The sequence below is a fragment of the Lysinibacillus sp. NPDC059133 genome (genome assembly GCF_042755925.1).
Taxonomy (GTDB): Bacteria; Bacillota; Bacilli; order Bacillales_A; family Planococcaceae; genus Lysinibacillus.
In genome coordinates this window covers 1-14,613 of the sequence record NZ_JBHZDH010000050.1, presented here as the reverse complement: position 1 = coordinate 14,613, position 14,613 = coordinate 1, and the positions used below count along the sequence as shown (strand labels likewise).

11 protein-coding genes are annotated in these 14,613 nt (G+C 38.7%); all 11 read right to left on the bottom strand.

Going from position 1 to position 14,613, the window contains the following annotated elements:
- Positions 1-129 precede the first annotated feature (129 nt).
- Entirely contained in the window at positions 130-1,446 is a 1,317-nt protein-coding gene (locus tag ACFXN8_RS20585) for a Na+/H+ antiporter family protein (RefSeq protein WP_386847474.1), read from the bottom strand.
- 166 nt (positions 1,447-1,612) lie between these two features.
- Positions 1,613-3,571 (bottom strand): FtsX-like permease family protein, encoded by a 1,959-nt coding sequence (locus tag ACFXN8_RS20580; protein WP_386847473.1) that lies wholly within the window; start codon positions 3,569-3,571, stop codon positions 1,613-1,615.
- Positions 3,561-4,322, bottom strand: a complete 762-nt coding sequence (locus tag ACFXN8_RS20575; protein WP_386847472.1) for an ABC transporter ATP-binding protein — start codon at positions 4,320-4,322, stop codon at positions 3,561-3,563. Before ACFXN8_RS20575 ends, ACFXN8_RS20580 begins: the two co-directional genes overlap by 11 nt.
- A gap of 96 nt (positions 4,323-4,418) precedes the next feature.
- On the bottom strand, positions 4,419-5,435 hold the full coding sequence (locus ACFXN8_RS20570) for a sensor histidine kinase (RefSeq protein WP_386847471.1): 1,017 nt from the start codon (positions 5,433-5,435) through the stop codon (positions 4,419-4,421).
- A 6-nt stretch (positions 5,436-5,441) separates the two neighbouring features.
- Entirely contained in the window at positions 5,442-6,125 is a 684-nt protein-coding gene (locus ACFXN8_RS20565) for a response regulator (protein WP_386847482.1), read from the bottom strand.
- A gap of 553 nt (positions 6,126-6,678) precedes the next feature.
- Entirely contained in the window at positions 6,679-7,866 is a 1,188-nt protein-coding gene (gene tuf, locus ACFXN8_RS20560) for an elongation factor Tu (RefSeq protein WP_079562372.1), read from the bottom strand.
- Between the two features lie 136 nt (positions 7,867-8,002).
- Positions 8,003-10,081, bottom strand: a complete 2,079-nt coding sequence (gene fusA / locus ACFXN8_RS20555; protein WP_376074151.1) for an elongation factor G — start codon at positions 10,079-10,081, stop codon at positions 8,003-8,005.
- Positions 10,082-10,123: 42 nt separating this feature from the next.
- A complete protein-coding gene (rpsG, locus tag ACFXN8_RS20550) occupies positions 10,124-10,594 on the bottom strand; it encodes a 30S ribosomal protein S7 (RefSeq protein WP_079562374.1) in 471 nt (156 codons plus the stop codon).
- A 149-nt stretch (positions 10,595-10,743) separates the two neighbouring features.
- Entirely contained in the window at positions 10,744-11,163 is a 420-nt protein-coding gene (gene rpsL, locus ACFXN8_RS20545) for a 30S ribosomal protein S12 (protein WP_008181595.1), read from the bottom strand.
- Between the two features lie 98 nt (positions 11,164-11,261).
- Complete coding sequence (locus tag ACFXN8_RS20540; RefSeq protein ID WP_376074152.1) at positions 11,262-11,510, bottom strand: ribosomal L7Ae/L30e/S12e/Gadd45 family protein; 249 nt, start codon at positions 11,508-11,510, stop codon at positions 11,262-11,264.
- 137 nt (positions 11,511-11,647) lie between these two features.
- Positions 11,648-14,613: DNA-directed RNA polymerase subunit beta' (gene rpoC, locus ACFXN8_RS20535; RefSeq protein WP_386847470.1), on the bottom strand; the 2,966-nt coding region annotated here is incomplete at its 5' end.

Sequence of the window (14,613 nt, the reverse complement as noted above, 5' to 3'; positions counted from 1 at the left end):
TTTGTAGATGATGCACTTTATCCTAGACGAAAACAATGCACTTAATTATGCCACCATTAAGAATCTATAATTTCATAGTGACAATAAAAAAAGCAGCCTCTAATAGTTAGAAACTGCTCTTTCTATTACTTATAAGAAAAACACACATGCAACCCAGCCAAATATAATGAGTGGGATGTTTATAAAAACAAACGTTGGCACACATGTATCCCAAATGTGATTATGTTGTCCATCTACATTTAAACCTGCCGTTGGTCCAAGAGTAGAATCTGAAGCAGGAGAACCGGCATCACCTAAAGCACCTGCTGTACCTATAAGACAGATAATCGCCAAAGGACTCATTCCTAACCCTTGTGCAAGAGGAACAAATAAAGTTGCAATGATAGGTACTGTCGCAAAGGATGAACCAATCCCCATCGTCACTATTAAACCAATGACCAACATAATCAATATAGCTAGACTCTTATTTCCTTGAAGAATTGTTAAAGAGTTTGAAATTAAGCTATCTACATGACCTGTAGCGTTAATAACAGATGCAAAACCATTTGCAGCGATCATCACAAAACCGATAAAGGCCATCATCTTCATTCCCTCAGAAAGAATCTCATCTGCCTCTTTCCATTTTAGGGCACCAGTAAAATACATCATCATAATTCCTGCAAAGGCGCCTACAATCATCGAGTCAGTATAAATTTGTGCACCTAGAGAGACAATTAAAGCTACAGTCGTAGAAAAAATAACGAACTTACTGACATGAACATTTAAAGACTCTGTCTCAACATCTTTATTTTGATATTGTCGAGGTTTTCGATATACGAAAAAGGCTACACATAATCCAATTAACATCCCTAGAACGGGTATAGCCATCGCTACTGGTACATCACGCGAAGTTGCTTCCATACCTGCCTCGGTTACTTGAGTAGAAACGATTTCTTGGAAAATAGCTCCGAAGCCTGCAGGTACGAAACTATACGTCCCTATTAAACCAACAGCAATTAATGTAGCGATTATTCGTCGGTCAACCTCTAGCATATTTAAAACCTTTAAAATCGGAGGGATCAATAATGGGATAAAGGCTATATGAATTGGAATTAAGTTTTGTGAGAAAATAGACATCATAAAGATCAGTAGGAAAATTAAAACCTTCACTAATCCTTTTCGATTACTTGTACCGTTTTTATTTAATATTTTTAAAATCCCTGCAATCATTAATTCAGGAATTCCCGTTTTTGAAATGGCAATTGCGAAACCACCAAGCAATCCATAACTTAAAGCAATCGTTGCGCCTGCTCCTAATCCTTCTGTAAATGATTGTACAGTTGCTTCAATACCCATGCCACTTGTTAGACCTCCTGCGAAGGCCCCCAATACAAGAGAAAGAACAACATTGATACGGAGCAAGCTTAATATTAACATGACGGCCACTGCCACAATTACTGCGTTCATTTCAACACTTCACTTTCGTACACTAGATTACTAATACGTTAAACTTTAACCGTCTAATAATTAAAAGTCAAGATATTTTTATATCCCTATAATAATCTTACAAATTTAAACGACACGAAAAAACAGTATGATCTTAAATAACCATACTGTTTTATATTTCTTCCTATTATAATGATTCACGAATGACTTTTTTATAATAACCAACAGAAAGCACAGCGAAAATAGCATATAACGCTATATAGCAGCTCATAGCAATCCATAATGGTGCGGTTAACTCTGAGCCGAATAAAAACCACCCTGACTTAACAGCAAAGTAACTATGGAATAGCCCTATTATTAACGGAACACCAAAATTAAAGGCTTGTTTCATATATATACCTTTCATAATATCTTTTTCAGCGAAGCCAATCTTTCTTAATATCGTATAAGAACCTCGCTCCTCTTCAGCCTCAGACATTTGTTTAAAGTATAAAATACTACCGGTTGTCATTAAAAATGCTAATCCTAAAAATGCTGCTGTAAATATCGTTATTCCTAATGATTCAATATTCCCCTTACGTTCTTCTTCATAGGATTGTATAAAGTTTTCGCCATTTGATTGCATATATAACTTCTCTGCTAGAGCTAAATCACTTTTATTCTTTAGATTTATAGTAGTTTGATTTTGCCACATATCAGGTACATCATGAGCAGCTAACTTTTCAAACAGTGCATCTGGAACTACAAAAATTGGCCCCCCTGGCCCAGAAGTCACAGTACCACTTATAATACTTTCATGTCGAACTTCTTTAACATGAAGCGTTTCTTCCTTAGTCCCCTCTGGACCTCTTGATGTGACAACTACATCACGATCCTTTTCAAGCGGAAACATTTCTGCCATATAACCACCATAGTTTGTTAATATAACATCATTATCCGAAACGGAAGCTTCAAGAACTAATTGTTGATAATCAGAAAGCGGAATTGTATAAATGATTCCATCTAAACCAAAAAGGGGATTATCCTCATTTTGCTGACTTTCAGATAATAATTGTGTAAACGAAGCTGAAACACTCTGTAATCGGTAATCTCTTTTATCAAAAGCAATATTATTTTCTTCTAGCTTCTTTAAAAATTCCTGACCCTTATCTTCAAGTAATACATAATCTCCGGGTACTTGACTATATGCCGACGATTCTGATGAATAATACGAAATATAAGCTAAAGTTGTAACCCCAAGTGAAAAACCCGTTAAAACCGTAATAAGTGTTAAGGATTTCGCATTACCTTTCATACGATGCATAATCGGTGTTAATGCTAATACATCACGGACAGTTAAATGTCCATTTTTCTTAAGACGAATTGAATTCATAATAAATGCTACAGAGAAACGGAAAACAAGGAACGTTCCACCAATGGTAGTTGCTAAAATAATAATCATATTAAGAAATAAATCGCCATTAGAGTTGATATCGAAGAGCTTAGTTGAAGCATAGTAACCATATGCAATTAGCACAAGTCCTAAAAAACCAATAACCATTTGTAATGGGCTGAAACGTTTTACGCGCTCATCGGCTTGCTTGGAAGCACTGAATAATGATAGTAATGATACACGGTAAATCATCCAAGCCATTTGCACAAGTACAATGACTAGTAGAATGGCAAATACAACGATAGACTGCTGTAATGCCTCTGTACTAAATGTCATTGTCACAAGCGCCTCTTTTTCGAGTACGCGCAGTAAAATCATTGCAAATAAGCGCGAGCTAAAGAACCCTGCTAGCATACCTAAAACGACAGCGCCTACAAATAACAGGATACTTTCTACTGCTAACAAGCGTACGATAAGCCCCTTTGTCATCCCTATAAGCTGATACAAGCCTATTTCCTTACTACGACGCTTCATAAATAAATGGTTTGCATAAAGTACGAAAAACAGGACAATAAAGTACAGCATATAGGTTGCTGCTTTAAAACCCGCTGTGGCTGTACCGCTCTGTTGTACTGTTTCCAGTACTTCAGCATTATTTTGCAATGTCACAAAGGAAAAATATAAAGTAACACTAAAAATAAGTGCGAAAAAATATAAATAATAATGCTTCATATTTTTCTTCATACTGCGCAATACGAGCTTACTAAGACTCATAGCCGTCACCGCCTAGCACACTTTGCGTATGCATGATTTCTTGGAAAAATGCCTGTCTCGTTTTATCTCCTTTATATAGCTCACTATAAATGAGTCCATCCTTCAAAAATAAAACACGCGTACAAAAGCTCGCTGCTACCGCATCATGCGTAACCATCATAATCGTTGCTTTTTTTGACTCATTAATACTTTGTAGATTTTTTAAAAGTGCAGTGGCTGATTTTGAATCAAGTGCACCTGTAGGTTCATCAGCAAATACAAGCGAAGGATTTGTAATTAGTGCCCGAGCCGCTGATGTACGTTGCTTTTGACCACCTGATATTTCGTTTGGATATTTATTTAAAATCTCAGCAATACCTAATAAATGTGTAAGCTCCTTTACACGGCTCTCTGCAACAGCCTTTGGTAGCCTACCAATAGCTAATGGTAGTAAAATATTTTCTTTCACCGTTAGTGTATCTAATAAATTGTAATCTTGGAAAATGAATCCTAATTTTTCGCGACGGAAATTAGCTAACGCCTTCTCCTTCATACCACGTAAGTTTTGACCATTTATTTCAATAACACCTTCAGTTGCAAAGTCAATCGAACACAGAACATTTAAGAGTGTTGTCTTCCCAGAGCCTGAAGGTCCCATAATGCCAACAAATTCACCTTGATTTACTTCTACATCAATACCCTTTAACACCTCTTGGGCTGTTGATTTTTTACCATATACTTTTTTTACTTTACGACCAATTAAAACCGCCACTTGTAAACGCCCCTTTCTTTAGTTCAAGTGTACCCTGTCTATGTCGTCAATTCGTGCGTTTTACATGACAATATAAAAAGGTAGGTGACAATTTCGTCATCTACCTGTTAGTTTGACATATTCATTTTGTAATGGAAAACGTAATGTAAATATCGAACCTTCACCCACACTAGATTGGACAGTAATACGAACGCCAATTTTCTGCGCCACATTATGCGCCAAGTATAGACCCATGCCTGTCGATTGTGCAGACTCCCGTCCGGCTGTTCCAGTGTACGATTTATAAAAAATTCGTGGTAGATCCTCCTGACGAATACCCATACCTGCATCTTTTATATGTAATAGTGTTGCTCCATTAGTCTCTACTTCAGTAAATATCAATACCTCTGAATTTGCAGGACTATATTTAATCGCATTGGACAGAATTTGTCGGATGATAAAGGCTAGCCATTTGCCATCCGTCGTCACTGTGTCTGTTAACTCTTCAACATCAAAACCGATACCTTTTTCAATACACCATGCCTGCATAGCTCTTATTTCTTTATAGACAACGCTTTTTAGCTCAATCTCCATCATATAATTATCTTTTTCAATAGAAGCTAAACGTGTTTGGTGTAGCTGCTGATCAACCAATAAATGCAGTCTTATCCACTCAGTCTCTAATTTACGACGTAGTGTCAAATCTTCTATGTGATCCAGCATTAAATTAATTGAAGTCAAAGGTGCCTTTACTTCATGAACCCACGCTAGAAGTTCATCCGAATATTCCTGCAGCTGTACCTTTGCTTGATTTAACTTTATGTTATTATCATAAAAAACATCTTCAACTTTCGTAAGATATGCCGTTTGAAAAGGTGATAACGTCAAATTTTTGCTATGTACTTCATCAAGTTGACTTTCCACATTTCCCAAGAAATCCTTTACCTGCCTTACTTCTACTGCATATCGCCAAATAAGAAAGACCATAAAACTAATAAGTACACTAACATTCATATACCAAATAGATATTCCCTCTAATCCAGCGTCTAAAGAAAATAAAACATTGATTATAACGATGATAAAAACAAAAAAGCCTATCCATGCGAGGCGTTCTTTTAAAAATAAAATGAGCATTGTCCATCACGTCCCTTGTGTTACAGCCATATAACCAAGTCCCTTTTTAGTTAAAATCACTTCTTGTAAACCTATATCCTCAAGCTTAGTGCGTAATCGATTAACATTTACCGACAATGTATTATCATTGACAAAACGTTCATCGTCCCATAACTTTCTCATTAAATCATCTCTAGATACAATTTGATCGGCCTTTTCCACTAAAATACGTAAAATAAAGAGTTCATTTTTAGTTAATGAAGCAAGCTTACCCTCATACATAATCTCACTGCGCGCATAGTCAATAACTGCACCATTAAACCGTGTGACATCCATTGATTCTTCTATATAATCATATGTACGACGTAAAACGGCTTGAACCTTTGCAAGTAATACCTCCATATGGAACGGCTTTTGTACAAAGTCATCTGCACCCATTTGCATTGCCATAACCATATCCATTGGATGGTCTCGTGAAGATAGAAAGAGAATTGGCACCTTTGAGATATGACGTATTTCACGACACCAATGAAAGCCATCATAGGCAGGTAGCTGAATGTCAATCAATACAAGCTGTGGTTTTTGTTCAATAAAATCATCCATCACCTTTTGAAAATCTTTAGGACCCACAACTTGAAGCGACCACTGTGCAAAACGTGTCAGAATCATCTCGAAAATTGATGGATCATCTTCAATCAGCAATATTTTCATCTCCATTTGCAAATTCTCCTTCCACGAAGTGTTCTTATGTATTAAATAGGATCATCGTCATAACGTGAGGTTGATTTCCGCTCCGACTGGGTGCTTTCCTGGGGGCGTCCGATGAGCCGCTTGGGCAAACACGATGTTGGTCACGAAGGCGTTATCACAGGACGTGATAATTTTAGCCTTCGTTCCTCAATTTGCTGATCCCCAAGGAGTCGCCCAGCCTCCACTCCAATCAACTTATATATGGCATATGTTTTTAACAAATGTTATCCTAGCTTTTTGAAGATAAACTATTTAACCGGTTGGTAGGAATTAAAAGGGTGCGATTCTACACTCTATATGCTGCACTTGCTTTTTATTTTGTTCCCTAGTACTAGCTTTCACCCCTAGCAGTTTCGTAAAAAAATTGCCATTTCTACTTTTTGGGTATTTCACCAATTATGTATGCATAAAATAATCTAATTCAAAGTGAAATTGTTCTTTACTTATTTTAACATAAAAAACCAATCTGTAAGCGTCCCTACAGATTGGTTTGGAAAATTAGCTTGCGCTAAAATTATTTTTGGATAGAAGCAACTACGCCAGCGCCTACAGTACGGCCACCCTCACGGATAGAGAACTTAGTACCTTCTTCAAGAGCGATTGGAGCGATAAGTTCTACTGTCATTTCGATGTTATCGCCAGGCATTACCATTTCAACGCCTTCTGGTAAGTTACAGATACCTGTTACGTCAGTTGTACGGAAGTAGAACTGAGGACGGTAGTTAGTGAAGAATGGAGTATGACGGCCACCCTCTTCTTTTGATAAAACATAAACTTCAGCTTTGAAGCTTGTGTGTGGAGTGATTGAACCTGGTTTAGATAATACTTGACCACGTTGGATATCTTCACGAGCTACACCACGAAGTAAAGCACCGATGTTGTCACCAGCTTCAGCATAGTCTAATAATTTACGGAACATTTCTACACCAGTTACAGTTGTAGATTTAGCTTCTTCAGTAATACCTACGATTTCAACTACGTCACCAACTTTAACTTGACCACGTTCAACACGGCCAGTTGCAACTGTACCACGACCAGTGATTGAGAATACGTCCTCTACTGGCATCATGAATGGTTTGTCAGTTTGACGTTCTGGAGTTGGGATGTAAGAATCTACAGCGTCCATTAATTCAACGATTTTTTCTTCCCATTCTGCTTCGCCTTCAAGAGCTTTAAGAGCAGAACCTTTGATTACTGGAAGATCGTCACCTGGGAAGTCATATTCAGATAGTAGGTCACGGATTTCCATTTCTACTAATTCTAATAATTCTTCGTCGTCAACCATATCACATTTGTTCATGAATACTACTAAGTATGGAACACCTACTTGACGAGATAAAAGGATGTGTTCACGAGTTTGTGGCATTGGGCCATCAGCAGCAGATACTACTAAGATACCGCCGTCCATTTGTGCAGCACCAGTGATCATGTTTTTAACATAGTCAGCGTGTCCTGGGCAGTCAACGTGTGCATAGTGACGAGTATCAGTTTCGTATTCTACGTGAGAAGTATTGATTGTGATACCACGTTCTTTTTCTTCTGGAGCGTTATCGATATCAGCGTATGATTTAGCTTCTCCACCCATTTTTTTAGAAAGAACTGTTGCGATAGCAGCAGTTAAAGTTGTTTTACCATGGTCAACGTGTCCGATTGTACCAATATTAGCATGCGTTTTTGAACGGTCGAATTTTTCTTTAGCCATTAGAGATTGCCTCCTCAAAATTATATGTTTTAATTTTAAAATTTATAGAATGAATGCTGATAGAGAACGGGCCCATCCTCTATCCCACAATCATAGCTTACAAATTAGTTATACTTTATGCAAGATGAAAATTCAATTATTCACCTTTATTTTTTTTGATGATTTCAGCAGCGATTGATTTTGGAACTTCTTCATAATGATCGAATGTCATTGAGAATACACCACGACCTTGCGTTGCTGAACGAAGAGTTGTTGCATAACCAAACATTTCCGCTAAAGGAACCATTGCACGAACAACTTGAGAGTTACCGCGAGCTTCCATACCCTCAACGCGTCCGCGACGAGAAGTAATGTTACCCATGATATCACCAAGGTATTCTTCTGGAATTACAACTTCTACTTTCATCATTGGTTCTAAAATAACTGCATCACATTGCTTCGATGCTTCTTTAAGAGCCATAGATGCAGCAATTTTGAACGCCATCTCATTCGAGTCAACGTCATGGTAAGAACCGAATACTAATTTCGCTTTAATGTCGATAAGTGGGTAACCAGCAACTACACCGCGGTCAAGAGAGTCACGAAGACCAGCTTCTACTGCAGGAATGTATTCACGAGGTACTACACCACCAACGATAGCGTTTTCGAATTCAAAGCCTTTACCTTCTTCATTTGGAGAGAACTCAATCGTTACGTCTCCGTATTGTCCACGACCACCAGATTGGCGAGTGAATTTACCTTGAACTTTTGCAGAGCTACGGAATGTTTCACGGTAAGATACCATTGGAGCACCTACGTTAGCTTCTACTTTAAATTCACGGCGCATACGGTCAACTAAGATATCAAGGTGAAGCTCACCCATACCTGAGATGATTGTTTGACCAGTTTCTGTGTCAGTGTGAGCACGGAAAGTTGGATCCTCTTCTTGAAGTTTTTGTAAAGCTTGACCCATTTTATCTTGGTCAGCTTTTGATTTTGGTTCTACAGAAAGAGAAATTACTGGTTCAGGGAATTCCATTGATTCAAGAATAACTAGGTTTTTCTCGTCACATAGAGTATCACCAGTAGTAGTATCTTTAAGACCTACTGCTGCAGCGATGTCCCCAGCAAATACTTTAGAAATCTCTTCACGAGAGTTTGCGTGCATTTGTAGGATACGGCCTACGCGTTCACGTTTACCTTTAGAAGAGTTTTGTACGTATGAACCTGATTCTAAAGTTCCAGAATACACACGGAAGAAAGTTAATTTACCTACGAATGGGTCAGTCATAACTTTAAATGCAAGAGCTGAGAATGGCTCCTCATCTGAAGAATGACGTTCTAATTCCTCGTCACCATCAATATCAGTACCTTTGATTGCTGGTACATCTAATGGAGATGGTAAGTAATCGATAACTGCATCTAACATTGGGCGTACGCCTTTGTGTTTGAATGCTGTACCACAGATTACTGGGTAAAATTCTACTGCGATCGTAGCACGACGGATAGCCGCTTTAAGTTCAGCAACAGAAATTTCTTCACCTTCTAAATATTTTTCCATGATTTCTTCATCAACACTTGCAACAGCATCGATTAATTTTTCACGGTATTCTTCAGCTTGTGCGCGGTGTTCTTCAGGAATTTCACCTTCAGTTACTGCTGTACCTTTTTCGTCGCCGTAGAAAGTAGCTTTCATTTCAACTAAGTCAATGATTGCTGAGAACTGATCTTCAGCTCCGATAGGTAATTGGATAGGATGAGCGTTTGCTTGTAAACGTTCGTGTAGAGTTCCTACAGAATATAGGAAATCTGCTCCTGTTTTATCCATTTTGTTAATGAACACGATACGTGGAACGCCGTAAGTTGTAGCTTGACGCCATACTGTTTCAGTTTGAGGTTCAACACCAGATTGAGCATCAAGAACTGTTACAGCACCATCAAGTACGCGTAGTGAACGTTCAACTTCTACAGTGAAGTCTACGTGTCCAGGAGTATCGATGATGTTTACACGGTGGCCGTCCCATTGAGCTGTTGTTGCAGCAGAAGTGATTGTGATACCACGTTCTTGCTCTTGCTCCATCCAGTCCATTTGAGAAGCGCCTTCGTGAGTTTCACCGATTTTGTGAATCTTACCTGTGTAATAAAGGATACGCTCAGTAGTTGTTGTTTTACCAGCATCAATGTGAGCCATGATCCCAATATTACGAGTATTCTCAAGAGAGAATTCGCGTTTCATAAGGTATTTCTCCTTCCATATTGGGCTTATGCGATGTTTAGATTACCAACGGTAGTGAGCGAATGCTTTGTTCGCTTCTGCCATTTTGTGCATATCTTCACGCTTTTTAACTGATGCACCAGTGTTGTTAGAAGCATCAAGGATTTCGTTAGCTAAACGCTCTTCCATAGTTTTTTCACCACGAAGACGAGCGTAGTTAACTAGGTAACGAAGACCTAAAGTTGTACGACGTTCTGGACGTACTTCTACTGGCACTTGGTAGTTAGAACCACCAACACGGCGAGCACGAACTTCAAGAACTGGCATTACGTTGTTTAGAGCAGCTTCGAATACTTCAATTGGATTTTCACCTGAACGTTCTTTAACAATATCGAACGCACCGTATAAAATCTTTTGAGAAGTACCTCTTTTACCATCAACCATCATTTTATTAATTAAACGAGTTACTAGTTTTGAACTATAAATTGGATCTGGTAACACGTCACGTTTGGAAACAGGACCTTTACGAGGCATGTGTTTTCCTCCTTTCGAATAGTTATCGAATTATTTTATAAGAATTACCTTGTCATAGTTGTCGGGCAAATCTCCAATCTGCTAGCAAGGTTGGAAATTTGCGACTACTACTTCAAGTTCATTATTAAGCAACGCTCAATAATGTTAAATTATTTTTTTTCTTTAGGGCGTTTTGTTCCGTATTTAGAACGTGATTGTAAACGACCGTTTACACCAGCTGTATCAAGAGCACCACGTACGATATGGTAACGAACACCCGCTAAGTCTTTTACGCGTCCGCCACGGATAAGAACAACACTGTGCTCTTGTAAGTTGTGGCCTTCACCTGGGATATAAGCAGTTACCTCGATTTGGTTAGTTAAACGTACACGAGCGTATTTACGTAACGCTGAGTTTGGTTTACGAGGTGTCATTGTACCTACACGAGTACAAACTCCGCGTTTTTGTGGAGATTTAACATCAGTTAAAGATTTTTTAAATGAGTTATATCCTTTGTTTAACGCTGGTGATTTTGATTTCGTGCTTTTAGATTGACGAGGCTTACGTACTAATTGGTTAATTGTAGGCATCGGTTTTTCCTCCCTTCATTTATTCCTTGTTAATACCACACATCCAGGTGGTTCATTTTTTGGGTAAAAACAAAGTCTTTGTGTTTAATACACAAAAACTACTCTACAGTAATCGCAACTACCGCAGCTCCAACGTGGATTCCACAGGCCTTGCCCAGTTCCTTTTTCGACTCAACAAGAGTAACTGGTATACCGATTTCTCTCGCGAAAGATATGGCCGAATCGGTTACCCAATTGTCTGCATCAAGTGCCACAAAAAGTTCTTTCACTGAACCGGCTCGTATTGCTTTTACTGCTTGCTTTGTACCTATGATTGTTTGACTATCCCTTACTCTATCATAAGACATTTTCATATCCTCCGAAGTACAGACAGTTAACTATCAACCTTCAATATATTATCATTACCAATTTCGACTGTCAACTCATATCTTTAAAAAGTCCGAAGAGATGATAGAAATTCATCTCCTCGGCACTTATCTAATGATTATTCAGCAGAAATTAAATTTTCTGTGTCAAGCTCATCTTTTTCAATACGGATTTGACGGTAACGTTGCATACCAGTACCTGCAGGAACAAGTTTACCGATAATTACGTTTTCCTTCAGACCAAGAAGTTCATCACGTTTACCTTTAATAGCAGCATCCGTTAACACACGAGTTGTTTCTTGGAATGATGCAGCAGATAAGAATGATTCTGTTTCAAGAGACGCTTTTGTAATACCTAGGATAACAGGACGACAAGTTGCAGGGTTTTTGCCATTCATAACAGCATCTACGTTTGCCTCTGAGAATTGGTGAATATCTAGTAATGAACCTGGTAATAATTCTGTATCCCCAGCTTCAATTACACGCACTTTACGAAGCATTTGGCGAACCATTACCTCGATATGTTTGTCACCAATTTCTACCCCTTGCATACGGTATACTTTTTGCACTTCTTTTAAGAGGTATACTTGAACTGTTGAAACGTCTTTAACTTTTAACAATTGTTTTGGATCAATAGAACCTTCTGTTAATACTTGACCACGTTCTACAAAGTCGCCTTCTTGTACTTTCAGACGAGCATTGTAAGGCGCCGCGTACTTACGTGTTTCTACTTCACCTTCAATTGTAATCTCTTTTAGACCTTCACGGATTTCAGTGATGTCTGAAACAGTACCTGCGATATCAGTAATAACTGATTGACCTTTAGGATTACGTGCTTCAAAGATCTCTTGGATACGTGGAAGACCTTGTGTAATATCATCTCCGGCAACCCCACCTGTATGGAATGTACGCATTGTTAATTGTGTACCTGGTTCACCGATTGATTGAGCCGCAATAATACCAACTGCTTCTCCAACTTCAACCTCTTCACCTGTTGCTAAGTTCATGCCGTAACATTTTTTACATACGCCATGTTTTGTATTACATGTAAACGCAGAACGGATTGTAACTTCTTCGATACCTAGCTCTATAATGATACGAGCGATATCTTGGTCGATTAAACCGTCTTTTTCTAAAATTACTTCGCCTGTTTCTGGATGGTAGATTGTTTTCTTCGTATGACGACCGATAATACGTTCATCTAACGCTTCAATTAGCTCTGTACCTTCCATTAACGCACCAATTGTTAAACCACGGTCAGTTCCACAGTCATCCTCACGAACGATAACATCTTGTGCTACGTCAACAAGACGACGTGTTAAGTAACCTGAATCGGCAGTTTTTAGGGCTGTATCGGCAAGACCTTTACGAGCACCGTGAGTTGAGATGAAGTATTCTAATACCGTTAAACCTTCACGGAATGAAGATTTAATTGGAAGTTCGATGATACGACCAGCCGGGTTGGCCATCAGACCACGCATACCTGCTAACTGTGTAAAGTTAGATGCGTTACCACGGGCACCTGAGTCAGACATCATAAAGATTGGGTTTGTTTTCTCAAGCGACTTCATCAGCTTCGATTGAATTTCATCTTTCGCAGCACTCCAGCTTGAGATAACGCGATCATAACGCTCATCTTCCGTGATGAAACCACGACGGAATTGCGCTTGAACTTTATCTACTTTTTCTTGAGCTTCCGCTAAAATTTCGCCTTTGTCTGGTAACACGACGATGTCAGATACACCTACAGTGATACCAGCACGTGTTGAATATTTGAAACCTAGGTTCTTCATGCGGTCAAGCATTTTAGATGTTTCAGTGATGTGGAAACGTTTAAATACTTCAGCAATGATATTACCTAAGAATTTTTTACGGAATGGGTTTACAACTGGTACTGATGCAAAGTGTTTGCGCAGTACAGCTGTGCGTTGTGCATCAACTTTACCTTTTTCATCAAGCCCATTATAAGCAGCATCTGCCTCAAGCTCTTTTAGCGTTTCTTCATCAATTGTTAAGTTAACAAAGTATTTGCTTGGTGTTTCTTGTTCTAAGTTGACTGCAGTTGGCTCATTAATGTATGGGAATGATTTAGGCAAGATTTCGTTAAAGATTACTTTACCAACAGTCGTTAATAGGAACATATTATTTTGTTCCTCAGTAAATGTTGGGTTGTTTAACGAACTTGCTTTAATCGCAATACGAGTATGCAAATGAACATGACCTGTATCATATGCAATTAATACTTCGTTTGGTCCATAGAAAGTTGTTCCTTCGCCACGAGCTGTTTCACGTTCAAGTGTTAAGTAGTAGTTTCCTAATACCATATCTTGAGATGGTGTTACAACTGGTTTACCGTCTTTCGGGTTCAGGATATTTTGTGCAGCAAGCATTAGAAGACGAGCCTCAGCTTGCGCTTCCGCTGATAATGGTACGTGAACCGCCATTTGGTCACCATCGAAGTCAGCGTTATAAGCTGTACATACTAATGGGTGAAGACGAATAGCACGACCTTCAACTAGTGTTGGTTCAAACGCTTGAATACCAAGACGGTGAAGCGTAGGTGCACGGTTTAGTAATACTGGATGCTCACGAATAACATCTTCTAAAACGTCCCATACATCGTTGTTTAAACGCTCTATTTTACGTTTAGCTGATTTAATATTATGAGCAAGACCACGTTCTACTAACTCTTTCATTACGAAAGGCTTGAATAATTCAATTGCCATTTCTTTTGGTAGACCACATTGGTACATTTTTAAGTTTGGACCTACTACGATAACCGAACGACCAGAGTAGTCAACACGTTTACCAAGTAAGTTTTGACGGAAACGACCTTGTTTACCTTTCAGCATATGTGAAAGTGATTTTAATGGACGGTTACCAGGACCTGTTACAGGACGACCACGACGACCGTTATCGATTAATGCATCAACAGCTTCTTGTAACATACGTTTTTCGTTTTGTACGATGATGCTTGGAGCACCAAGGTATAGTAAACGTTTTAAACGGTTATTACGGTTGATTACACGACGATATAAATCATTTAAGTCAGAAGTTGCAAAACGACCACCATCTAATTGCACCA